At 46.6% G+C, this 23732-nt stretch carries 22 protein-coding genes and 1 pseudogene; 8 read left to right on the forward strand and 15 right to left on the reverse strand.

Annotated elements, in window-relative coordinates; genetic code table 11:
- The first annotated feature begins 6 nt into the window (after positions 1–6).
- Positions 7–336, forward strand: a complete 330-nt coding sequence (locus tag ACE1CM_RS07180; protein WP_226575136.1) for a hypothetical protein — start codon at positions 7–9, stop codon at positions 334–336.
- Positions 337–429: 93 nt separating this feature from the next.
- On the opposite strand, the gene rpsN is transcribed toward ACE1CM_RS07180, so the two are convergent.
- The 5 genes from rpsN to ACE1CM_RS07205 all read right to left on the reverse strand — a co-directional run bounded on the left by rpsN (position 430) and on the right by ACE1CM_RS07205 (position 5139).
- Positions 430–732, reverse strand: a complete 303-nt coding sequence (rpsN, locus tag ACE1CM_RS07185) for a 30S ribosomal protein S14 (protein WP_374876712.1) — start codon at positions 730–732, stop codon at positions 430–432.
- A 46-nt stretch (positions 733–778) separates the two neighbouring features.
- Positions 779–1495 carry an endonuclease III gene (gene nth / locus ACE1CM_RS07190; protein ID WP_374876713.1) on the reverse strand — a complete coding sequence of 239 codons (717 nt, stop codon included), beginning with the start codon at positions 1493–1495 and terminating at the stop codon, positions 779–781.
- Complete coding sequence (gene rseP / locus ACE1CM_RS07195; protein WP_374876714.1) at positions 1492–2820, reverse strand: RIP metalloprotease RseP; 1329 nt, start codon at positions 2818–2820, stop codon at positions 1492–1494. Before rseP ends, nth begins: the two co-directional genes overlap by 4 nt.
- A 56-nt stretch (positions 2821–2876) precedes the next feature.
- Positions 2877–4160 carry a serine--tRNA ligase gene (gene serS / locus ACE1CM_RS07200; RefSeq protein ID WP_374876715.1) on the reverse strand — a complete coding sequence of 428 codons (1284 nt, stop codon included), beginning with the start codon at positions 4158–4160 and terminating at the stop codon, positions 2877–2879.
- Positions 4161–4572: 412 nt separating this feature from the next.
- Entirely contained in the window at positions 4573–5139 is a 567-nt protein-coding gene (locus ACE1CM_RS07205; RefSeq protein ID WP_374876716.1) for a DUF3611 family protein, read from the reverse strand.
- A gap of 184 nt (positions 5140–5323) precedes the next feature.
- On the opposite strand from ACE1CM_RS07205, the gene ACE1CM_RS07210 reads away from it, so the two are divergent.
- From ACE1CM_RS07210 to ACE1CM_RS07220, 3 genes are all read left to right on the forward strand, one after another.
- Positions 5324–5626 carry a hypothetical protein gene (locus ACE1CM_RS07210; RefSeq protein ID WP_374876717.1) on the forward strand — a complete coding sequence of 101 codons (303 nt, stop codon included), beginning with the start codon at positions 5324–5326 and terminating at the stop codon, positions 5624–5626.
- Positions 5627–6011: 385 nt separating this feature from the next.
- The gene (locus ACE1CM_RS07215; protein ID WP_226575124.1) at positions 6012–6386 is read left to right on the forward strand and encodes a PadR family transcriptional regulator; all 375 of its coding nucleotides are present in this window, start codon (positions 6012–6014) and stop codon (positions 6384–6386) included.
- Positions 6387–6461: 75 nt separating this feature from the next.
- Positions 6462–6998 carry a cofactor assembly of complex C subunit B gene (locus ACE1CM_RS07220; RefSeq protein WP_374876718.1) on the forward strand — a complete coding sequence of 179 codons (537 nt, stop codon included), beginning with the start codon at positions 6462–6464 and terminating at the stop codon, positions 6996–6998.
- A 676-nt stretch (positions 6999–7674) separates the two neighbouring features.
- On the opposite strand, the gene ACE1CM_RS07225 is transcribed toward ACE1CM_RS07220, so the two are convergent.
- Positions 7675–7995: a DUF3155 domain-containing protein gene (locus ACE1CM_RS07225; RefSeq protein ID WP_374876719.1), complete on the reverse strand. Its 321-nt coding sequence runs from the start codon at positions 7993–7995 to the stop codon at positions 7675–7677.
- A 147-nt stretch (positions 7996–8142) separates the two neighbouring features.
- Here ACE1CM_RS07225 and ACE1CM_RS07230 point away from each other — a divergent pair, with 147 nt between their 5' ends.
- Together ACE1CM_RS07230 and ACE1CM_RS07235 are read left to right on the forward strand one after the other, a co-directional pair.
- Positions 8143–8277, forward strand: a complete 135-nt coding sequence (locus ACE1CM_RS07230) for a hypothetical protein (protein WP_374876720.1) — start codon at positions 8143–8145, stop codon at positions 8275–8277.
- Positions 8278–8386: 109 nt separating this feature from the next.
- Positions 8387–9760: an ATP-binding protein gene (locus ACE1CM_RS07235; RefSeq protein WP_374876721.1), complete on the forward strand. Its 1374-nt coding sequence runs from the start codon at positions 8387–8389 to the stop codon at positions 9758–9760.
- A 187-nt stretch (positions 9761–9947) separates the two neighbouring features.
- Here the strand turns inward: ACE1CM_RS07235 and ACE1CM_RS07240 are convergent, their stop codons facing one another.
- The 3 genes from ACE1CM_RS07240 to ACE1CM_RS07250 form a co-directional block, all read right to left on the reverse strand.
- A complete protein-coding gene (locus ACE1CM_RS07240) occupies positions 9948–11249 on the reverse strand; it encodes an S-layer homology domain-containing protein (RefSeq protein WP_374876722.1) in 1302 nt (433 codons plus the stop codon).
- Between the two features lie 640 nt (positions 11250–11889).
- A complete protein-coding gene (locus ACE1CM_RS07245) occupies positions 11890–12426 on the reverse strand; it encodes a cyclic nucleotide-binding domain-containing protein (RefSeq protein WP_374876723.1) in 537 nt (178 codons plus the stop codon).
- 448 nt (positions 12427–12874) lie between these two features.
- Positions 12875–13594 (reverse strand): hypothetical protein, encoded by a 720-nt coding sequence (locus tag ACE1CM_RS07250; protein ID WP_374876724.1) that lies wholly within the window; start codon positions 13592–13594, stop codon positions 12875–12877.
- A gap of 337 nt (positions 13595–13931) precedes the next feature.
- On the opposite strand from ACE1CM_RS07250, the gene ACE1CM_RS07255 reads away from it, so the two are divergent.
- On the forward strand, positions 13932–15119 hold the full coding sequence (locus ACE1CM_RS07255; RefSeq protein WP_374876725.1) for an RNA-guided endonuclease InsQ/TnpB family protein: 1188 nt from the start codon (positions 13932–13934) through the stop codon (positions 15117–15119).
- Positions 15120–15432: 313 nt separating this feature from the next.
- A complete protein-coding gene (locus ACE1CM_RS07260) occupies positions 15433–16320 on the forward strand; it encodes a CoA-binding protein (protein WP_374876726.1) in 888 nt (295 codons plus the stop codon).
- Between the two features lie 193 nt (positions 16321–16513).
- Here ACE1CM_RS07260 and ACE1CM_RS07265 read toward each other — a convergent pair whose 3' ends face one another.
- The 6 genes and pseudogenes from ACE1CM_RS07265 to ACE1CM_RS07290 all read right to left on the reverse strand — a co-directional run.
- The gene (locus tag ACE1CM_RS07265) at positions 16514–18244 is read right to left on the reverse strand and encodes a hypothetical protein (RefSeq protein WP_374876727.1); all 1731 of its coding nucleotides are present in this window, start codon (positions 18242–18244) and stop codon (positions 16514–16516) included.
- Positions 18245–18340: 96 nt separating this feature from the next.
- Complete coding sequence (locus ACE1CM_RS07270; RefSeq protein WP_374876728.1) at positions 18341–19939, reverse strand: hypothetical protein; 1599 nt, start codon at positions 19937–19939, stop codon at positions 18341–18343.
- A gap of 11 nt (positions 19940–19950) precedes the next feature.
- Positions 19951–20691: a hypothetical protein gene (locus ACE1CM_RS07275; RefSeq protein WP_374876730.1), complete on the reverse strand. Its 741-nt coding sequence runs from the start codon at positions 20689–20691 to the stop codon at positions 19951–19953.
- A 19-nt stretch (positions 20692–20710) separates the two neighbouring features.
- The gene (locus ACE1CM_RS07280) at positions 20711–21781 is read right to left on the reverse strand and encodes a hypothetical protein (RefSeq protein ID WP_374876731.1); all 1071 of its coding nucleotides are present in this window, start codon (positions 21779–21781) and stop codon (positions 20711–20713) included.
- A 75-nt stretch (positions 21782–21856) separates the two neighbouring features.
- Positions 21857–22807: an ABC transporter ATP-binding protein gene (locus ACE1CM_RS07285; RefSeq protein WP_374876733.1), complete on the reverse strand. Its 951-nt coding sequence runs from the start codon at positions 22805–22807 to the stop codon at positions 21857–21859.
- Positions 22808–23110: 303 nt separating this feature from the next.
- Positions 23111–23593, reverse strand: a pseudogene (locus tag ACE1CM_RS07290) (reverse transcriptase domain-containing protein); the annotation flags it as partial.
- Between the last annotated feature and the right edge of the window lie 139 nt (positions 23594–23732).

Consider the following 23732-nt stretch of genomic DNA (forward strand, 5'->3'; position numbering starts at 1 on the left):
GCAATCATGTCAGAACCAATCCCGCCAATTACACTACCCGCTAGCCAAAATCCGCAGCAAGAAGGAGAATGGTTGCAAAATACCTTGCTAAATTGGCTTAATCGAGAGTTTATCCCGGAAGCGGTGAATCAGGAGATTGCTCGCCGAGCTACCCAGATCTACATCCGACACCGAATGGAAGGCGAAAATGACCTGGGATCGCTCGTAATCGCGATTGTAACGGAGATGCAGGCGTTTGACTTTTCCAACAGTTTTTACAGCGAGTTTGCCATCGCTAATGCTGTAAGCGACTTGCTTTTAGACAGTCTAGGCATTGAGCGCTGCTGCGGACAATGAATTTTAGACTTGGTAATAGGTTATAGGTCATCGGTCATAGCTAATTACCAATTACCAATTACCAATTACCAATTACCAATTACCAAAATCAAGCTACCAACTAGATTTGACCACACCGGGAAGCAAACCTTTATGCGCCCACTCGCGCAGGACGTTGCGCGACAGACCAAAATCCCGATAATATCCTCTAGGACGACCCGTGACCCAGCAGCGATTCCGCTGGCGGGTACGAGAGCTGTTACGGGGTAGTTGTTGAATTTGGCGGTGAATTTCCAGCTTTTCCCCTTGGGAAGTTGCTTGGGCAAACTGTTCCATCAATTCTTCCCGCTTGTCGCCATACTTTTCTGCGAGTTTAGCGCGTTTTTTCTCGCGCTCGATCATGCTCTTTTTAGCCATGAATGGTGCTTGTTTTTGTGAATCTGTGAAGACAGCATTTTCTATCTTAGCGTTTCGCGGCGGGTACAATACCAGAGGATTTATTTTCCTCGACACCTGCATCGATTTGGGGTAAATTCGCCGCAGGACAAAGGTCGGCAAGGACGCAAGCGCCGCATTTGGGATTTCTGGCCGTACAAACAGCGCGACCGTGGTAAATTAGTCGAATTGACCAGTTTTCCCAGTCAGGCTGCGGTAATAAGCGGATTAAATCGCGCTCGATGCGGATGGGGTCTGCATGTTCCGTTAAACCGAGACGGTTACTCAGGCGCTTGACGTGGGTGTCTACCGTGACGCCTTGATTTATGCCGTAGGCGTGAGCTAGGACAACATTTGCGGTTTTACGCGCCACTCCTGGCAATTCGAGCAACTGTTCCATCGTTTTGGGCACCTTGCCGCCAAATTTTTCGATTATCATGCGGCAAGCTGCTTGAATATTTTTAGCTTTATTGCGATAAAAGCCGGTAGAACGGACTAGGGTTTCTAATTCTGCTAAATCTGCCGTCGCCATCTTGACGGCATCGGGAAACCTGCCAAACAACAGAGGCGTGACTTGATTGACTCGCTCATCGGTACACTGAGCAGAAAGAATCGTTGCTACCAACAGCTGCACTGGCGTCTCGTAGTTAAGCGTACAAGTCGCGTTGGGATAAAGTCGCTTGAGACGAATCAGTATCTCTAACGCGCGCTGCTGCTTAGACGACCACTTGCGGATAATGCTCACCGGAATAACCTTTGAACTCCTTCCAAGTTAGCAGTATCTCGGACAATCAGAAAGATTCCCAGTCCCAACAGTAGCATCAGACCTGTCTGCATCACCCCATCTTGAATTTTAGTTGGCAATGGCTTACCCCGAATGCCTTCAATCAGTAAAAAGGCTAATTGACCGCCATCGAGTGCTGGCAAGGGCAAAATGTTGATAATCGCCAGGTTGATGCTGATTAAAGCCGCAAAATTAAACAAGTAAGCTGCATTTTCTTGGGCTAATTTAGCACCTATTTCCACAATTTTAACTGGCCCAGCCACTTGTTCTGCTGTTTCTTTGAAGTTACCGATTAGCTGCCCAAATCCATTAATTGTCAAATTAACTATCTGCTGAAATCTTTCAGCAGATGCACTAAAAAGCTGGAACGCATTTTGGGTTCGACTGTACACCTGTTCGCCGTTAAAGGTTAGAGGTACTCCAATGCGGAAGCCTTTTGTTGTACGTTCAGGAGTCACGTTCAAGGATAGTTTTTGCTCGCCACGCTGCACGAGCATATCAACTGGCTGCCCTGAACTATTTCTGATTAATTCCCTGAATTCTTGGATGTCATTTAACGAAGTACCAAACGACTTGCCATTTGCTGCCAAAATAACGTCGTTTGGTTTGATTCCTGCTTTCACTGCCGCAGTGGGAGCCAAATTAATACCTATGTGACCCTTACCATCTGCTCCTAGTTTAGGAGTTAGATAGACTGCCTTTGGCTCTTTCTCGTTTTTACGGCTGACAAGCAACTTTATTTGCTTGCTTGAAGTTGTGGAAAGCAATTCTCCTTGGTTTTTTTCCTGATCCCAATAAAATTCAAAATTTTTACCATCAACCAAGAATTCGTCACCTGGTTTTATCCCGGCATTAGCAGCTGTGGGACTAACTTCGCTGACTTCGGCAATCAGTTGAGGAATCAAAATCCCTGGCTTACTTGCTGCTGGTATTCCCAAGATACCAAACTGTAGCAGTATGACTAAGTAAGCAAAGATCAGGTTAGCAATCACTCCGGCACTAATCACAATCGCCCTGTCTAAAATCGGTCGGTTGCGGAGCAGATTCGGGTCATCGGGGGGGATAGTACTATCGGGGTCATCATCAGGGAAGCCGACAAAACCGCCTAAAGGAAATGCTCGGATAGCGTATTCTGTTTCTGGGCCTTGATATTTCCACAAAACCGGGCCAAAACCCAGGGAGAAGCGGTTAGCGTGAATTCCCTGAAGGCGGGCTGCCATAAAGTGACCTAGTTCGTGTACCAAGATCAGGAGAGCCAGGACTGCGATCGCTGCCAATACTGACATAGATAAATTTAACTAAACTCCGCTACACGTTTCCTTACATTCTAAAGAACTGTGCTTCACAGCACATCCCGCTTCAGATATGGTTGTAGCGCTTCCGGTATCCGTATCGTCCCATCGGGTTGTTGGTAATTTTCCAATATTGCCGCCATTGTACGCCCCACCGCCAGTCCGGAACCGTTGAGGGTATGGACAAACTGAGTGCCTTTCTTCCCCGCTTCCTTGAACCGAATATTGCCCCGCCTTGCCTGAAAATCACCAAAATTGGAACAACTGGAAATTTCCCGGTATTTACCCGACGAGGGTAGCCACACTTCCAGGTCATAACACCTTGCCGCCCCAAAGCCGATATCGCCGGTACAAAGTTCTATCACCCTGTAAGGCAGCTGCAATGCCTGTAAAATCGCCTCGGCATCCCGGACAAGCGATTGATGTTCTTCTTCCGACTTGTCGGGATGAACCAATTTGACCAACTCGACTTTGTTAAATTGGTGCAGTCGAATTAAACCTTTTGTATCCCGCCCATAAGCCCCCGCTTCCCGCCGAAAACAAGGCGTATAGGCACAGTGATAGATGGGCAGTTGGGAGGCTTCCAAGGTGTCATCCCGGTAAAGATTTGTCACCGGCACTTCCGCTGTAGGAGCCAACCACAGGTCATCTGGGTCGCATTTAAAGCTTTCTTCCGCAAATTTGGGCAACTGCCCCGTGGCGGTGAGAGACTGGCTGTTAATCAAAACGGGTGGCAGAACTTCTATATAACCAGCCGCCGTTTGTCGGTCTAGCATGAAGCTAATCAGCGCCCTCTCCAGCGCCGCACCGGATCCAATCAGCATCACAAAGCGACTTTGGGCGACTTTAACCGCGCGTTCTGAGTTGAGAATACCTAGTTTTTCACCGATTTCCCAGTGAGGCAGAATATTGGGATTTTGGGGAATGTATTCATCTCCCCAGCGGCGGACTTCGACGTTTTCGTCTTCGTTTTTGCCGACGGGGGTGGCTTCGCCAGGCAAGTTGGGCAGTGCTAGTAAAAGCGCTTGGATTTGGGATTTGAGGTCTTTTTCCTTTGGCTCTAGTTCACCCAACTGGGTCTTTATTTGGTTGCCTTCTTCCTTTAAAGCTTGAACCTCTGCCGCGTTAGCATCGCCAAGCTCTTTAATTTTTTTAGGGATTAATTTGGCAATTTCGTTACTGCGAGCTTGCAGTTGACTGCGCTGTTTCTCTAATTGCCGCTGGGAACGATCCAACTCTAAAATCGGCTCGATGTCATATTGACCCGCGCCGCGACGATCGAGTCGTTGTTGGACTTGTTGTGGATTTTCGCGTATTTGCTTGAGGTCTAGCACCGATTGTCCTTAGATACCTGCCAATAGATTAGGATAGCCTGTTTGCTACTGGTGCGATCGCGGGTATCTCCACTGTATTCCAGTTGAGGCAGAGAGGAACTGGGCGCGGCTGGGCAAAATCACAGCTTTCTTTGAAGTAATGCCTGGGGATGATTTGACCCGCTGTACGAAGGGGGAAACCCCTTCTGGTAAGGTGCAAGGACTAACCAAGAAACCTCGTCAGTGATGGCGGGAAAAACCCGGTTTCTAAGAAAAATCGTGGGTGTAGAGGCGCGAGATTGACGCATCACCTTTGTTTTTGGGTTGCGTGCCTAGTTACTCCGAAAAATCGTGGGTGTAGAGGCGCGAGATTGACGCATCACCTTTGTTTTTGGCTTTGCGTGCGTAAGTCCTGAACAAGTCGGGGAGAATGTCAAGTCCGACTGATACGATGGAGCAGCCAGAGTGTAGCGACAATTCCCACAAAGTGAGCGCCGATAGTATTAATATTTGCCTGCACGACAAACATATCAAAACCGCTAATCCCCCGGCTGGGGTCTAACAAGGCGGTTTGACCGATTGAGAGCGCTTTTCCCACCAGAGTGCCGACAATGGCATAGGCGCCGAAAAGCGTAATTAACATGCCTGCTAAATTCACCATCAATCCCAGGCGCAAAACTTGAATCGTATCGGCTTTGCGAGGGCGCTGGGAGGGATTGGGAGACTGTAACTGTTTGGCAATGGAAGTGTAGCGGAAAGCCATGTAAATGCTGCCAGCCAACACCAGCAGTCCGCAAACCGCTAAAAAGGCGCCAAAACCCGTTCCAGGATTATTGACTGTGGTGTTGCGACCGAAGGCTGACGACACCAGCAAGACTACGCCTGAAATTACTCCTAGCACTACCTGAGACCAGAAGCTAATCCAGCCGGTTCTGCTAAAAGTCCTGGCGATTTGCCGCAGAGGAGCAGGGACTGATTGTGACTCTGATTGATCTGTCATAGGTATACCGATTAAAACTGACTGGATATGGGAAAACGTAATTAAAGAAGACACTTCAAGCACAGCGGGTCGTCACCGCATCCGGTGTGCTGCCGTTTGTCTGGATGGTCGTTCGCGATCCGGGATCTGGGTGCAATTGCCTACGCCACGAATAGCGAACGCAGTTATGGAAAGGAACTAGGTTATGCAGTCTCAATCCTTAATTTCTTTATGGGGACAGCGTTTTACCTGTGGCAGTTGTGCGGTTGCCTTGGTGGGTAGTTTGGCACTTTACCACAAAACAGTTTTGACCAATCCGGTTATGGTTGCTCAAAGACGCCCTGAAGGGAACGCCGCTACCAATCCCAACGGTATCAGAACCCAGTCCCCTCCTGGGGCGTTCCCGGTGGGAAAGACTGGCGTACCCAAGCGAGTCTTGCCAGGTAGAGATAGCCACTTTAGCTCGCAGCAATTGTTGGAAACAACAAAATTTAACAGTTCTCCGTAGAGCGATCACTGCAAAAGGTCCCTGGCGATGTAGCCTCAGCCGTAGATCTGGCTCTATCATTGACACAATCATCTTCCCTCGCGATCTATATTCGGGTTCTGATGGTGCTATCTACTACCAGTTTGAGTCTCGTTTAAAGGTTAAGACTGGTATCGTTATTAAGTCTGTTAGGCACTCCCAGAATTCACTGTCTAAAATTGATCGTATTCAGCCGTTCCCCAAGGTTGAGGATGTAACCTCAATACCTTTGACGGTACTGAGGGATGAGCTGCGTCAGTTTCCCAAAAGCCAAGCGTGAATTTCTTCTGTGGCTATGGTACAGACTTACAGCTTCTCAATTGTTCGTTTAAATGCGTTTGACGGGGTGGAGCCGTGGATTATGCACATGAAAGTAGACGACATTTACCAGTTTTTTCATTGTCCTCCTCCGATTTATCTGAGCAAGGAGCTAGCAGTGTGCTACGTACTTGCGGTTTTAGTGCGAGGAGAGTCCTATGGAACTGAGCTAATTCAACTGATCGAAACCGAATACCCAGCTTTCCGGCTGTCGGATACAGTCCTCTACAGCGCGCTGAAATTCCTGGAGGAAGAACAGGCGATCGCTGGTTACTGGAAAAAAGTAGAGGGGCGCGGACGTCCCCGTCGCATGTATCGAGTCAGGGTGGATTGGCTCGATCGCGCTCAGGACTTGGCTCGTCTTTGGCACGAGTATGCCAGCCGGAACAATTATCCAATTCCAACCAAACCCAGTGCCAGATAACCAGTCAAAGTAGGGAGTTAGGGTCGGTAAATTTTTGTAAAATTTTTGCAAGCCTACCGACCCGGATCTAAACGGATGAACACAACGATTCTTTCTTCAACATTCCTGCTGACAATATTGTTGTCGGTCGGATTGTTTTTCTTTATTAAGGCGTCCGTCAAAGACAGAACCCAAGCCGTCCAGCTGATATCCGGGCAACCGCAAGAATCCCTGTTGGCTCAATTACAGCAGTATTTTACGCAACGAGCTTACCGGGTTGCCGCTGTGGATGCGGCGCAAAACCAGGTGGTTTTCCAAGGTTTTGTCCGCCCCAGTTGGTTTTTGGCGATCTTTTTATCGTTGTTGGCGGCGGTTGGACTACTTTGTCTATCTCTGGTTCTGTCCCAGCTGTTCCCAGGGGCAGCAACTCTATTTCTGGGGTTAGAACTCTTGTCGCCTTTAGCTGGTTTGTTTTACTGGCAAAAAGCTGGGCGGACTGAGCAGGTATCGTTAAAGTTAGAGGATTCCCCTCGTGAGGGTACGGAACAGGCGCAGAGCCTGATAACCGTTACAGCTCATCGGGATGAATTGGCAGCCCTGCAACAGGCTCTGAACTTGACCCCCTGCGATTAATCTCAGAACAATGGCAAGCCCCGTCTGAATCTATGATTCAGGCGGGGCTGTCGATTTACGATCTTCCCGAAAATTTTGGTAACGCCTAGCCCTAATAGCCGCTATGGCTCTATGGCAAGCTTAAGGGGCAGGGGCGGGCGTTTATCTCCGATTTACCAGCTGATTGCCAACTTCGTGCTGGTTATAGCCGGACTTCCGTGGCCTGAAACTGACTCAAATCTGAGCGGTGCAGATTTGGCACTGCCTGGGCTGAAGGCACAGGGATTTTTAAGACTTCACAACCTTAATATCCTGATTCTTGGGCTTCCTGGGCTGCACCACTCAATCCACAAGCGCGCGGTGATATCTTGTGACGTTGTTTCAGGCGTTTAGTGGTTTTACCCACAGGTTTCTCAGAGTGCAAGACAAAACTGATCAAATCAAGTATTTCGCTTAATTCGACGGAAAGCTTCCTGCTTCAACCTTTGGGAGTCGGCTCCAACTTGTCTACAGGCGTAAATTCCGCGCTTGCCGCACGTACTCGCTCTCCCGGTAGCGCTACATCTCCGACCATTAGGTGCGGAGTTTTGCACTTCTCGTTTTAGCTGATAACACAGTCGCTTGCCTTTGATTGGGGGCTGTTCCTCCAGACTGTAAAATTTATCGAGAAATGGTGTCTGAGGTCATCCGTTGGGTCTCAGACGGGTTGAAGAGCCATTGGAGCTTTTTCGCCAGAGGCTTCGATTAACTGCCTCAAGCTGGGAAATAGGAAATGGTTTTCTTCAACGTATTGAGCGCCAAACAGTCCCTTTTCTGCCCAGAAGTATCGATCTGTGGTATGCTCGTTCCGTTTAACTAGCAGTAAAGCAGGTGGGACAATACCTTCGGCTTGAATAAATTTTCGTGCCGCCGTCACTGGTTTATCCTGTCCGCTTTCGATGCTATATTGAGGCACGTGTTCAAGAATTCTCCGTCCTTCTTGACGACGACGGCTTTTGCGCTTGCGTCTCCTTGCCAAGCTGTTTACCTCCTTTTTCCAGCGAGCGATTGTAGTGATAGTTACCAAACCCGTGCAAAGTATATCTGGTTTAGTTGAAAAAATCAACTTTTTTTAAGGTTTTGATACAAAGTCTGGAAGTGCCGCTGATGCCCTTGCTAATTTGGTGTGGTACAAAAAGCCGGAAAACCTTTAATTGAGGGGATTGCGGTGGGTTTGGTGGCAGGAGAATCCCTCCTCACCAAGGCTGTCCCAGGGCTAGTTCATAATTGCCGTTGCCAAACCGGCACCGAAACAGCCTGAGGAGGGAAGCAAACCAGATTAAATGTTTAAAACATGATAATTGGGAACGTTAAACCTAGTTGGCGCGGCTCGCCACCTGACCGGGTAAGTTATCAGAATCTTTGACGCCATGTTAATGCCTGCCAGTTCAGAATTTGTGGCGCTTTGTCAAGCGCAGGTCAAGGTGATGCAAAAACTAGGAGCCACCTTGAGCGCGGTTTATTTGACCGAAGAACTGGTGGAAGACTCAGAGGCTAACCTAATTCCGGTTGTGGCTTACCCTTCACCCGATGTGGTGTGGGAGGAACAGCAAGAGTTGGCGCTGTTGCCAAATGAGACGGATACAACCTCCCCGGTTCCCTGGTTGCCATCCGCAGCAGATACCTTTATCCCCCTAGATGGCGAGTTTGAGGGGTCAGAAAGTACCCAGCCCCAGTCGGAAGTCAATACGCTGCTAAAACAGCGCCGCATCGTGTTGCCCCTGATGCACGAGGGGTTGGTGATGGGGTTGTTGGTAACCGAACGTCAGGATCGACCCTGGAACCAGCGGGAACGATCCCAGATTGAAGAAATTGCCCATACAATGGCGATCGCTTGCATTCTCGATCAGCGGCGAGCCTGGTTTGAGCAGCAGTTAACTCAACAACATCAACTGCAAGAAAAACAAAATGACCTGTTGCACAATTTACTCCACCAGTTGCGAAATCCGCTGACGGCGCTGCGGACGTTTGGCAAGCTGCTGCTCAAGCGCCTGGGCATCGGCGATCCAAACCGGGACATTGCCGCCAATATTTTACGGGAGAGCGATCGGATCCAAGAGTTGCTGCAACAGTTCGATCGCGTCCTGGAACTGGCTGATACCAACCAGGTGCCCCTGACGCTGGCTCCCGCCCACCTGCGGGTTGAGACAGAAACAGACATTGAGACTGACGCTCAAAAGCCAACAGCTAAACCACTGCTGTTGTTACCTGGAGCTGGTTTAATCACTTCGACTTTGGAATCCCTTTCGGTAACACAAGTTTTAGAACCCCTACTGGCATCAGCTCGCGCGATCGCTGTCGAACGCCATCTGGATTTACAAGCGGAAATTCCCTCCCATTTACCGCCAGTACGAGCTAATGCCCAGGCTCTGCGGGAAATACTCAGTAATTTAATCGATAATGCCTTAAAATATACACCGCATGGGGGAAAAATTTACATTCAAGTCGGGCAAGAGCGAGAAACGCCCCAAGGTCGGTTTGTGGGCATCGCCGTCAGCGATAGCGGTCCAGGTATTCCGCCGCAAGATATAGCCCACCTGTTCGAGCGGGGTTATCGGGGCGTCCAGGCAGAAACGGAAATACCGGGGACTGGGTTGGGTTTAGCGATCGCCAAAGAGTTAGTCGAGCAAATGCAAGGGGAAATTCAAGTGATTAGCCCCGCGCAACACCCTGATACAGGTAGATTGGGCGTAACTTTTGTCGTTTGGTTAAGGACAGAGGACGATTCATTTGTAAAAAAGTGACAATTGCCTATTGACAAATGACCAATTATATCATTGCCGGTAGGAGCGGTAGTGTATGGATGGCTAATTGCTAATTGCTAATTGTTTGTTTGTCAATTGCCTCCTCCAGCAGCCATTAGCGATTAGCTATTAGCAGTTACACAACCCTTGCTTAAGGACATGATATTAACGGTATTTTTGGCAAAAATTATTTACCGCTACTACTCAATACCAAATCGGCATTTAAGGTGAGAGTCAAATCGGTATTGGGGATAATCGAGATTAGTTCAACACGATCGCGGTTGCGAAATAGTCCTGACAGGTTGACGCCAGCGCCAGCACCAGCACCGAGTAAAATTCCCCCAAGGCTAGCCCCGCCAGTCAAAACCGCAACTGCTGCTGCTGCTGCTACGCCTAATGCCGTGCTGCCGATGAACCGACGATTCCTAGATATAGCAGGTCGCCTAGCGATCGTTTCTATTTTGCTAATTATCTGGGAAGTTGCCCGAATTTGAACGAGTTGACCGTTGGTCAAAATTAACTGTTTGGCGACGAATTGGGCGCTTTTTTGGTCTTCTATGGTGACCAATTCCCCGATAACCTGAGATCTGGCCGGAATTAACAACACTCCCCCCTCGGAAACAACATTGCGCGCGATGGTGACGGTAAGGGGAACGGGTGCGGGTTCGTTCGGCGCGACTAAAATTCTTTCTGCGGCGTCGTATTTAACCGGGAGTCTAGTTCCAGATGGTATTCTCACCGTTCCTACCAAGCTTGGCTGCTTTGGAACTGCTGGAGGTGAAGAATTGTTGCGAGCCACGATGTAGGGGGAGACGATCGCTTGCGCTTCGGAGCTATTGACCAACGCCTGATAGATGAACGCAGCGACTTCAGCGCGGGTGGCTATTTTATTGGGTTTTAACCGATCCACATCTGGATAGTTGACGACAATTCCTTGTTCGGTGGCGGCGGCTATTTTTTCGCCAGCGTAGTCGGGAATCGCTCTGCGATCGTGATAATATTCCAAAACCGAAGCCGGGGGTAAGCTGCCAGAATAATTCAGTCCGCTGGCGAGGGAAACCAAAACCTGCTCGCGAGGAATTCTTTGATTCGGTCGGAAAACCCTGCCGGGATAACCTGAGACAAACCCAGTCGTGTAAGCTTCATTAATAGCATCAGCCGCCCAATAGTTGCTGGGTACATCGACAAAATTGATTGGTTCCCGCATGGGGTTGGTATTGAAAGCTTTCCCGACGATTGTGGCAAACTGCGCCCGCGTTACAGGCGCATTGGGTCGGAACTTCCCATCTGGGAATCCAGCAATTATATCCCGTGCCGCCAGTGCGCTAATAAAGTCTTTTGCCCAATAGTTAGAAGATACATCGGAAAAAGTCGGTTCGGTTTGGGCAACGGCAGGCGCTAATATTGCTAGGGTTACTGCCGTATTAGCCGTCATTGCGATCGCCGTCAATAAAGCAGTTCCTAACTTAGAGAGATTCAAATTAGGCATAAAGTGCTTGTTTTAGTCAATGGATAAAAACAGAATAATTTATTTTTTGTCATTTGAAAGGTAAATTAACGCCAGTAGGGGTTGCTTTAACGAGGCCATCACCTTTGTTTCGACATAGCTCTCTTTCCTGGCTCAACAATTTTTCACAGAAACAAAGGTGATGGCAGGTAAAACCCGCCCCTACCAGTTATAAACTTGGGCGTTGCTAATAACCCAAGTTGCTAGTTACATCGGGCCAAAGAAACCCGGTTTCTCGGAAAAATCGTGGGTTTGACAGCGAGAAATCGAAGAATAAACCGGGTTTCTGACTGGGGTAATGGGTAATTGTAACGATGCCACAGCGCTTTTAATCCAATTACCAATTACCTATTACCAATTACCAGCGCCAAAGCTGATAACTAGCAACTTGCGTTAATAGCTAATACCGAGATATTCAAACATCTAAGTACTATACCATCAGGGCTGAGGCAAAGAAACCGGGTTGCTCGGAAAAATCGTGGGTGGGAAACTAGAGAACGCAGCTGGAAACCCGGTTTCTACGAACGCGCTTGCGTAATTCCTGACCATTTTACCCGTTCGAGTCATTAGCCATTAGCAATTAGCCGCAGGTTTGAGATAGCTAGCAACTAAAGTTAAATTATTACCCGTCAATTAAACGTCGCAAAATCCAGTCAAACCTAGTGGTGGCAAGATTGATATTTGCCGTGCTTTCCATAACTGCATCATCTACTCCAACTTCAGTCAGTGCTTGGGCTTTAACATCACCCAGTTGATTCACGATCCGACGCAGACGATTGGAAAGTATAGTAGCAAGGGCGCGATAGAAACCATAAGCAAATCCGATATCCAGTTGTAGTTTTTTAGCTAATTCTCGCCGAGGGATTGACAAGACTAGCGAGTCTTCAATAGCTTGAACCGTGGCAGAGGGTAGACGGTTATCCAAGAAAGACATTTCTCCGACTACCTCGCCGCTGGATAGTCTGGCTATCTCGCGGTGCTCCAACTCTGCTATAGAAACGGTAAAAGTGCCGGTCAGCAGTATATACAGCGCATCAATCGGCTTTCCTTCTTTAATCAGTACGGTACCGGCGGCGATTTCTTGCCTGGTACCTGTCTGGAGTAGCCAGTCGATGTCGTCGTCATTGAGTTCGCCCAATAAAAACAGTACTTTTTTCATCGTTGGCAACATTCCTCATTTCGGCTAAAGGGCGATTGTTGGTGTTGTGCAACACAAAACTGACTCAAAACCAGCTGAAGTTATTTAACTGGCTTGTTTTAAGGTTTGCTTCCCGCTTCAAGCAAGGGTGTCGGCACCAACAGTCCCCAGGCGTCAATTCCTTGCTTGCCACAAGTACTCGCTTGTTTGGAGCCTGTTCTAGGTTTATGACAGCGTTGAAGTCTCGGTCTATGACAAGGCCGCATCTACGACACTGATAAACCAGTTTGCATAGGGGCATGGGCTGAATATATCCTGAAGCACCCTGCTCGCAAATACATATAAACATAAAAAAACGCGATCGCAAGCAACAGAAGCTTGCGATTGCGTTGCAATTATTTGTCACCCCTGCTAAGCAGGGCTACCTGTTTGTCCCTCGATCTAACTGTCCCGGCTTTTGCTGGTAACCCTAAATGCCTGTGTCATTCGGGTCAAAGCCTCGATCCAAGCCGGTATTGTAACCTAGACCGCGCACCACCAAGTCGGAGCGCAATGTCAGGTCTAAATCGTTATCTGGGTCGATCACAACTACCCTAGTAGACGAGCGATTCTGACCCACGAGCAAGCCGCCTGCAGCACCCACCCCGGTACCGATTAAGACTTCTAGGGGGTTAATGCGGCGATCGCCTGTAAGTCCGGCGATCGCTGCTGCCGCTCCCGAACCCGCTGCGGCTCCGATCAGGATATTTCTCGCATTCGGCCCGCGACGCACTTCTTGCGTTGTGGTAACAACTCTAGAACTGGCATTGATAGACTGCGATCTATTGTCAGAAATTCTTAATTCTCTAGCGACAAATTGGGAACCACCGCGAACGGGTTGCAATTGCCCGACAATTTCGCTGCCGCGCGGAATGATTACAGTGCGTCCGTCTCGTGATACAATGTCTTGGGCTACGGTTAAAGTTAATTCTGCCGTTTCGTTGGGTGCGACAACAATTTTTTCCTTGTCATAAGAAACCGGAATTACCGTTCCCGTTGGGATTCTAAAGTCAACAAATCGTTGCGATTGAGCTATACGAGTCTCAGCCAAGACAGGAGCCGCAGCCATAAATGGGGTAGCCGTTGCACCAGTCATTGCCACAGCCATAATTACAGCAGTTTTGGACTGCCAGCGCAAGAAAGTAAACATCGGGGACACCTGTTACAATTTCTCTGTGTTATCTGTTTTGACGCCCTGGTGTCCAGTTTGTTGCCACCGCGAGTAAAGTTTTGCAAAGAAAATAGCGAATTGGTTGCGGTAGCGATGGCTATTTGCACTCCAGGTACGCCTATTGCCCAGGATGGCGCAGTTAATGGGGCGCTAGCACCTGTCAGAGGGGTAAAAACAGATTGAAAAAATCTACCTATTTCTGCCTAAATCTTCCTAAACACTGAGCAGAATGTGAAGTTTTGCGAAAATTTGACCAGCAGAAACCAAGCTAGAATTAGCATTACACTCACAACAGGTACTAAACAGCCAGCCAACCGTGCTACTAGGATTTAAAACTCAAATCCAACTGAAAAACACTCAATCTCAACTGCTTGCCAAACACGCAGGAGTAGCACGTCATGCTTGGAACTGGGGATTAGGATTAACCCTAGCCATCCTCGACCACAATCAGAACCACCCAGAGGATAAAATCAAATTCCCCAGTGCCATAGATTTACATAAATGGCTAGTGGCATTAGTTAAGTCGAAACATCCTTGGTACTATGAAGTATCAAAAACAGCGCCCCAATATGCATTAATACATTTAAGCTCAGCTTGGAAAAAATGCTTCCAAAAGAAAGCTGGGGTACCAAAATTTAAGCAGAAAGGACGTCACGATTCATTCAACCTTGAAGGGAAAATCAAAATTATTAGTGCCAATCAGATTCAAGTCCCGGTCATCGGAGTGTTAAAAACATACGAACAATTACCTTGTGGCATCACGCCCAAAACATTGACGATTAGCCGCAAGGCCGATCAATGGTTCATTTCGTTTAAACTGGAGGTGGAACCCAAATATACGCCAAAAGCGATTGATGTGGTTGGGGTAGACTTAGGCATATTAAATTTAGCCACACTCTCAACTAAAGAAGTTTTTCCTGGTGTCAAAAAAACTCGTCAACTGCTCAAAAAGCTAGCACGCTTACAATGGAGTCATCGACAAAAACAACTTCGCTCCCAAAATTGGCGCGCTTCAAGAATACTCATCGCGCGGCTACATCACAAAATTGCTAACATTCGCGCCGACTACTTACACAAGTTAACCACCTACTTAGCCAAGAACCACGGCGTGATAGTAATTGAGGACTTAAACGTCAGCGGCATGTTAGCGAATCGGAAGTTAGCATCATATATAGCAGATGGGAGTTTTTATGAATTTAAAAGACAGTTAGAGTACAAGTGCCAACTGTACGGGTCAAAGCTTTTGATAGTTTCCCGGTGGTTTCCCAGTTCAAAAACTTGCCATTGTTGTGGTGAAGTGAAACAGTCTTTATCTCTTTGTGAGCGGATTTTTCACTGTGAAAAATGCGGTTGGAAGGGAGATAGAGACTTGAATGCAGCGCTCAATTTAGAGCGAGTAGGGAGAGCTGCTCCCGAAGTTACGCCTGTGGACAAGAAGGAGCCGACTCCCTTGGTGGAAGCAGGAAGTCAAGCCGATACAAGTCTTGTATGTAGATTTGAGTAGGTTTGGCAGAGCGGAAGAAAGCGGGTGAGCAGGGGAAGAAGACGCGGCGACGGAGAGACGCGGCGACGGGTCGAGGTTGATTGAAGATTTTCCCGCGTCACCGCTCTCCCTTATCCCCGCGTCCCCGTATCCCCGTATCCTCATCTCCCCGATCAAGAGGCATCTATCGAAGGGTAGATTCATTGCGATCGCCAGTGGGCGCTAGAGTGGAGAGCATAAATTGGGAACCGAGGAGCTAAACTTGCAAGGCAGGAATACTGAGAACTGACTGGTTTGGCAAATCTACAGAGCTAGTCAACGGTTGTATCTAGATATGAATTTTACGCTGGATGGCAAAGTTTTGATTCAAGGCATCACCGAACCGCTCGGTGCGATTTATGCCGCTAAGATGAAAGACTACGGCACGAATGTCGTCGCTGGGGTGAGCGTGGGATATGGGGGACAGACAGTTTACGATATTCCTGTTTTCGACTTAGTCGAGCAAGCGTTGTCAGTGGTGGGGACAGTTGACACTACAATTATCTTCGTCTCGCCTTATCTGGCGCTGGATGCTGCATTAGAAGCGATATCCGCGGGTATTAGACAAATTATTCTAATTTCTGGCGGTATCCCGCCGCTGGATATGGTTCACTTGCTAAGAATAGCTTCCGAGACCCAGACAACTATTCTCGGTCCCAACAGTTTGGGGATTATCGTACCTGGGAAATGGTTGTTGGGAACTCAACCAGAGGAATTTTACACACCGGGCGGGGTAGGATTAATCGGTTGTGCTGGTAGTCTGACTTCAGAAATTGCCCTAGAGTTGAGTCAGGCGGGGTTTGGGCAGTCGATCGGCGTTAATATTGGCAGCGATATTATTGTAGGTTCTTCCTTGTCACAATGGCTGCAAATGTTGGATAAAGATAAGAATACCAAGGCAGTGGTGCTGGTGGGAGAGGTGGGCGAACCCAACGAACAAACCCTAGCCGAGTATATTGCAGAGAAAATGACTAAACCCGTCATTGCTTATATTGCGGGGCGCCATTCACCCGGTTTTAAACATCAACACCACGTCAGCGACTTCCTGCCTTCTCAATCAGATTTAAAGGTAGATGTGGATAAGAAAGGACGCAAGATTACAGCATTTGAACAAAAGAAAATCCCTGTAGCGCAACGCCCTTCTCAAATTCCCGAACTGCTGAAAAAAGCACTCAAGAAGTAGTTGCAGATTGCAGATTTAGAAATAAAAGAAACCGGGTTTCTCAGAGAAACCCGGTTTCTGGCACCTGCCATCTGCAATTTTAAATCTGCAATATCGTTGACCGTTGCATCGGAATTATTGCGCCTAGGAGCAATTAGCAATTAGCAATTAGCAAGAAAGGTTAATCATTCCGATGTAACCGGATTTGATATAATTAGCTTTTTCCAGCTAGCAATGCTTTAGTTGCAGACTCTCCGGCGATTCGCAGTTGTCGATTCAATTGTAAGTTCAACACTCCAAAGATAGTCCATTGACCGAGAAGTGCTAAGCAAACCATCATTGACGACATCAAACCGGAGGGGGGATATAATACAACTATTGGCGCGCCAGCGGTAAAGAACCACAAGAAACCAGCGGTTGTTCCGGGTTGAATCGACAATACACCTAAAATAATAGGCGGTAAGAAAAGTGCAGACCCTATCGTACCAATTGCCCAGAATATGCGATTCTGAGCTTTCATAAACAGGATTAATTGGGTTAGGGCGGCGTAGATTATTACTAAACTAGCAGCTAAACCAATGCTGAAAAATGCCGAGATTTTTGCATCAATTTCAGAGGGTGAAACTAGAATCAATCCAACTAATGGAATAACGGCAATTACAAGATTAATTGCAATTGCTTCCACTGCGGGACTTTTTTCATGCCAAACTAAATCCCGCAGGACGGAAATATTCCAAAACCTCTTACGAGTCGAAACTTTTTCCCGACGGTAGCGCGCCCAATCTTGTAAAGCTTGACGATGAGGAAACAAAGCTGCCATCAGATAGAGAAACAGCAGCAAATCGAAGAAGGAGAGCATCATTAGATGCTGGAACAACCACTCTTTTGGATTATTTTCCAGATAACCATCTGTATATCCTGGTAGAGCGAATCCTAAAGTTGAAGCAGTAAAGCAAGCTGTGAATAAATAACTCTGTCTCTTGCTCAAAATTGTCGCATTAGGATTGCGGAAACACCGTTGCAAACCTTGCCAAACCCAGTAAGTCCAAAGGGCATAATTTAGGAGAGCAAAGGCGATCAGAATAGGGATATTCGCACCCAATGGCAAGTGGAACCACTGTAACTTTTCCAGTTGCACATTTTGATACGAGATCGAATTATCAGCAAGATGGGGAATCAGATCAAAAGGAGCAAATAACCTCATCCAAGCAATTGGATTGTAGATGGGTGTGTAAATCGCCAATGTGGAAGTTAACCATAAGAAACCGAGAACGATACCAGCACCCAACCAAGCTTGAAATCCTCCCAACCAATTGCTAACTAAACCGTATAGAAGCGCGGCGCTATAAAAGAAGATGCAACAAGCAACAACGACGGCGTAGAAAGCGAGGATTTCGCCCAAGGAAATTTGAGCAGATAACCCAGCAACAAGATGCAATGGAAGTGCTAGCGCTGCTAGGAGATAGACCAAAATAGGGACGCCCAGCATTTTACCAATTAAAAGACGCTGGGTAGATTCTGGACTTAATCGAATAAAGTTGAGCGAACCTCGACGTTCTTCTTGAGTTAAGTCAGCTATCAGCATGTAAGTGCCGATTACTAACAATGCGAAGATGCCGACACAACTCAGAAATACAAATACAGATAGCCACCATTGTTGCCAATTTATGGAAAAATTGCCCAAAGAATCGAGGACGCATTTATATACTCTTGCGCTCTCATATTCGCGTTTTCCCGTGCAGAATTGGTTGAAAATAGGGTATTTGTATTCCCCTGGTGCAGGTGCGATGGGTAGCTGGGTTTGGAAAAACTGAAATAGGAAAAATTGTCCTAGTAGGGAAATTGCTATTGCAATTAGGACATTACGCGGTTTAAGGCGACCATTAAGTTCCCGCAACAATTGCGGGTTCCAGTCACCAATTCGGTCTATCCAAGGAAATTTCATCGTATTTACCTCAATTTGGATTATAGTATGGGCGGGTTTTACCAACCATTCAGTGGAACCAAGAAATATTTAGTTCAACCCGCCGTTACTGCTATTTCAAGGCGAAGGTGTCAGATAAGATTGGGAGGAAGATGCACCAATTTTTTGCACTTTTCTGGTTAATTGCCAGGTTAACAAAGATAGAGTTCCTAGCTGCGCCACTAAACCTAAAAATGTTATTGTTGTACCTCCCAATGCTAAGCTAACAATCGGAAAGGGGGAAAATAGTAAGAGAAACTGTACGAGGGGTAGTTTGTTTGCCGCGAGATGCCAAATCGTTCCTGTTGTTAGGACAATTGCGCTCAAGCCAGTAGATGCAAATATCAGCCAAGTTGGAGTTTTTGTCAACCTCAGCAGTTCTGCGAGCGCTACATAAATCAGCATAACATTCATGGTCATAAACCATCCCAGTAGCAGTTGGGGGGTTTGAATCTTATCCGACCCATCTTTTTGTAGCCATAATAACATCCAGGGTAACCAAATCAGTGCTGTCATGGCAAGGTTAATGGCAACTGCAACAATTGCCGGACTTTTTTCACCCCAAATCAAATCGCGCATTAATGAATACTTATGGTTTTTGACCTCCAAATGTTTGTAACGACTCCAATCAACTAAAGCTTGATAACTCGGAGTTAAGTTAAAAGCGACAAACAGCAAAAATAATGGAGTCAAAAAGAATAGTAAGCCAAACCCAGTACCGAAGTTATTAGCAGCAACTGGTTTAATTTCGGCTAATGAAAAGCCTAATAGCCACAGTTCAAAACTGGCAACTAACCAATAACTTTGTCCCTTGCTAATTAGGGTAGCATGGCGAGAGCAAAAACGACGATTTACAGCTTGCCAATGCCAGTAAGCTGCTATGCTGACGGTCATGAATGCTAAACCATAGGCGACCGCTGGTTGATTGCCAATCGGTAAAAAGAACCATTGCCAGTTCAATCCATTTGTCTGACAGTAATCCAAATAATTGTTACTCGGTGCTGGCGTTAAACATTGGATTATTTTGAGGTTGTACCAATCAAAGGCGAAGTCAATTGTACCGATGTAACCTAACCCCAACAAAAAGGCTAAAAAACATCCTCCTCCAGCTAGATTTTTAGCCTCGATTTTATGGCTGTATTGGAAGGTATATAGGAGGGCAGCATTGAAGAATACAGAACAACCAATTACCCAAAGTGTGTAGATGCCGATAATCGAAGATAAAGGTAATCCTGCCACTAAAGCAGAACCCAAGTGTAGGGGAATTGCTAGGGCAATTCCCAGGTACATTAACGATGGAACTCCCAGGATTTTTCCGAGTAAAATACTTTGGCTAGTTTGGGGACTAAACCGAATAAAGTTTAGCGTACCTTTACGTTCCTCTTGCGCTACATCATTAATCAGTCCGTAGACGCCATTGGAGATTAGTAAAAGCGGCAATATCCAATTGAGAACTCTATAGATAGTCTGCCAGTGAAACTCCCAGCTAACTTGAGCGCATTCATTGTCAACATAGCTGATGCAGGTTTGTTTAGATAAACTCAACACCAGAAAAAATTGACCTATTAACGAGCAAATAAACGTCACCCAAAGGTTGCGATAAATAAATCTACCTTTGATTTCTCGAAATAGCTGCGGGTTCGATTCTCCAATGCGGTCAAATAAAGTGAGTAACATCGATTTTGTCCTCAATTACGTCCAGCGAGAAGTGCTTTGGTGGCAGATTCACCCGCTTGTTGCAGTTGGCGAGTTAATCGCAGGTTGATTAATGTCAGTACGCTTAATTCACCCAATAATGCTAGAAAAATTGTTGTCAACGAAGCTGTTTGTATACCCATCCAAGGAAAGGTTGAAAGTAACCAAGGAATTGGGTTTTCTGAAGGATTGATACCCAGGACTGATAGAATAGTGGGTGGTAAGGAAATCGCGGCGATTATGGTTGCTGTGGCGTAGAGCGATCGCCGATCGTTTCTCATCATCAACATCAACTGGGCAATGCTGGCATAAATCATCATGATGCTGAAAAAGAAAGCGATAGCAAAAATACCTTTTAAGACATCTTCGGAAGTTGAAATCTGCTCTTTGGTTAAGATTAACACCCAGGGTAAGAAAAGGCCAGTAAAAATTAAGAGATTAATTCCAATCGCCACCTGTGCTGGACTTTTTTCACCAAATACTAAATCTTGCCACACAGACCAATTCCAGAAACGCTTACCGGCGAATTGCCCGTGTCGATAACGCGCCCAATCTTGCAAATGTTGTCGATGGGGTGAAAGCATCGCCATTAAGCTAAAAATGAATACCAAATTCAACAGAAATAGACCAGCAAAATTAGCGGTTAAATGGTTATGCCATTGCCATTGCCATTGCCAGTAATATTTTGGATCTTGCAGGGCAAATCCTAAAGTAACTATGGCAAAATAAAACACCAGCCAATAACTCTGCCTTTTACTTATAATTGTTGCATTTGGATTGCGAAAACAACGGTTTAGTGCTTGCCATATCCAGTAAGTCCACAAAGTATAATTTAGCAGGGATACCACAATCATAAATCCACCCTGCACCCAATGGCAAGTCGAACCATTGCAATTGATTTATGTCTCCGTAATTCAAGGGAAAAGATGAGACGTATTCACGACCTTTCTGATATACTAAATATGGCAATATCCAAGAATGGTTGAACAAAATTATCCAATCTGTTGGATTTTGGTTAATCGCTTTGGCTAAACTTGTTAGACATAGAAAAGCTAAAACCGCGCCGCTCATTAACCAAGACTGCAAACTAGGTAACCCAGAATAGCTAACAAAGCTAAATAGCAAAGCAGCACTGTAGAAAAAGCCACAGCTAGCTACTAAAACTCCGTAAAAGCTGAAAATCTCCCCAATCGGAATTTGACCCATAATCCCCAACCACAAATGCAATGGGATTGCCAGAATTACTGTCAAATAAACTAAGATTGGTACTCCCAATATCTTACCAACCAAAATACTTGCGGATGAGCGAGGACTGAAGCGAATAAAATTGAGCGTGCCGCGACGTTCTTCCTGAGAAAGGTCGTTGATTAGCATGAAAGTACCCGCTACCAATAGCGCGAAGATTGCTATGACGCTAATCAATAAGAATAGTTTCGGCGCATAATCTTGCCACCAAAGTTTCATGTTAAGTGCATCTTCAGGACATTGTTTGTTCAGAATCGTGGAGATTTTACTAAGTTTTATATGCAGTTGATTAATCGCCTGCTCGTTTTTACCATAGTTCGAGTACAGACTATTTATTTGCGCGTTGATTTGGTCGCGTTGGAGAATATACGGCTCGTAATTAGGTCGCAGGCGGCAATAATTACTGTCCACGTAAATGGTATTCAAATGCTGATTTAAAAAAGACACGAACAGTAAAAACTGCGCCACCAGCGAAGCTACAACAGCGATGATGACATTGCGAGGTTTGAGGCGACCTTTAAGTTCTCGCAACAATTGCGGATTCCAGTCACCGATTTGGTCTATCCAGTTAAATTTCATCGTCTAACTCCAAAATTAATGGCAGATTGCAAATTTTGGATTAAATCTAAAATCTGCAATCTCAAATCTAAAATCTCACGATGCTTGTTTGTGTCCCATTTTAAGGAAGATGGTTTCTAAGTCTTCTTTAGTACAGTGGAATTCGGATAGGGGAATGCCGGAGTGGACGAGACTTCGCAACAATTCTGCCCCATCTTCCGGACTCCCAGAAAAATGCACCCGCAACTGCTTGGTTCCGGGTATCTCTTCGCATCCTTCAATTTGGGGATAGTTTTTCAATTCAGCTTTTAATGCTTCTAAGTCCCCTAAAGTAGACATCAAAATTTGCTGGCGACTGAGACGGCGATAAAGTTCCTGAAGCGATGCACTTTCCACCAAATAGCCAAATTCCATAATTCCTACTGAGGTGCAAAGTTCCGCCAAGTCGCTGAGAACGTGGGAAGAAATTAAAATCGTCATCCCCGCTTCCCGCAATGCTTTGATTATTTCCCGAAACTGCATTCTGGCGATGGGGTCTAATCCAGAAACCGGCTCATCTAAAAGCAGTAAAATCGGTTCGTGGATAATTGTTCTAGCAAGACTCAAGCGCTGTTTCATCCCCCGCGATAGGGTGGAAATGATACTTTTGCGCTTGTTGGTAAGCTGTACTAATTCCAAAACTTCGTATAGGCGTTGACTCCGCCGGGGATTTCGCAAGCGATACAGTCGGGCAAAATAATCTAAATAATCCCAGACGGTCAAGTCGTCGTACACTGGGAAGTCATCGGGGAGAAAACCGAGGCGCTGTTTTAGGTTGGCGTTGCTATGGTCGCGTAGTAAGCGATCTCCATGAATGTAAATCTCCCCAATTGTCGGTTCTTCCGCCGCCGCCAACATCCGGATCAGCGTTGTTTTTCCCGCACCATTCGGTCCGATAAGTCCGTAAACTTCTCCCGCCTTGACCTCTAACTCTACGTCGTTGACAGCAATATGGCGGTCAAATTGCTTGGTCAGTCCCTTCGTACAAATCGCCAGTTCTTTTGCCATGATTTTTATTACAATCTGTGATAAAATGTCAAGGGTAAAAATACTTAACTTTGCCCTGGGAATAGCGAGTAACAGAAGCGATTTGCTTCCCTCTCCCTAATACATACTTCTAGCCTGGGTTGACTTATGCAAAGGCTTTGTCCAGACTAGCTTTCACTATATGCGTCAGCCATAATCTATTGAACTTGCTTTTAGCGAGCGTGTACTCTATCCTCAACTGTAACTATACCAGCGCGAAGCGCTATATCTCTTGGTAGTTTTCGCTCTCCTTGAGCATTACCACTGTAAGCTTCCCAGCGCACTCACCCCGCCCTGCGGCGTTGCCTCAAGTGTTGGAAACATCTGCTGTCCGTCCATCACCCCTGCTTTGAGCCATGCTCTGATTTGGCGTCGTAATAGCGGGAATGTATTTAATTTTCTCAGCAGTGCTTCATGGTCGATTCTGTCGAAGCATTTAGCGATGTCGGCATCTAGCACATATTTTTGCTTGTACCTAATCGCATTAAATATTGCTCCGATAGCATCAAGGCATGAGCGTCCAGGTCCCAACACATATTGATTCGGTTCAAATCGCGCTTCCCATTCTGGTTCTAGTGCCAGTTTGACTGCCTGCAATGCTCGGTCTTTGATTGTGGGTATTCCTAAAGGTCGCTTCTCTTCCGTTCCAGGTTTAGGAATCCATACTCGCCTGGTTTGGCTGACCTTGGTACTCAGTTTTAGATTCCCTATTAGGTTAAGCCGTTGCTTTGGGGATAATGATTTAACACCATCCACACCAGCAGTTTTGTCGGGTAAGGAGGCACAAGTCACCGTGTCCCCCTCCCCTTTGAACCGGACTTGACAATTGCTCATCATCCGGCTATTGCCTCGAGCAACTTTGAACGTTTACCCGTATGTACATGTTTGTGACAGGCTTTATGGAGAT

This window comes from Microseira sp. BLCC-F43, from assembly GCF_041929235.1.
Classification (GTDB): Bacteria; Cyanobacteriota; Cyanobacteriia; order Cyanobacteriales; family Aerosakkonemataceae; genus Microseira.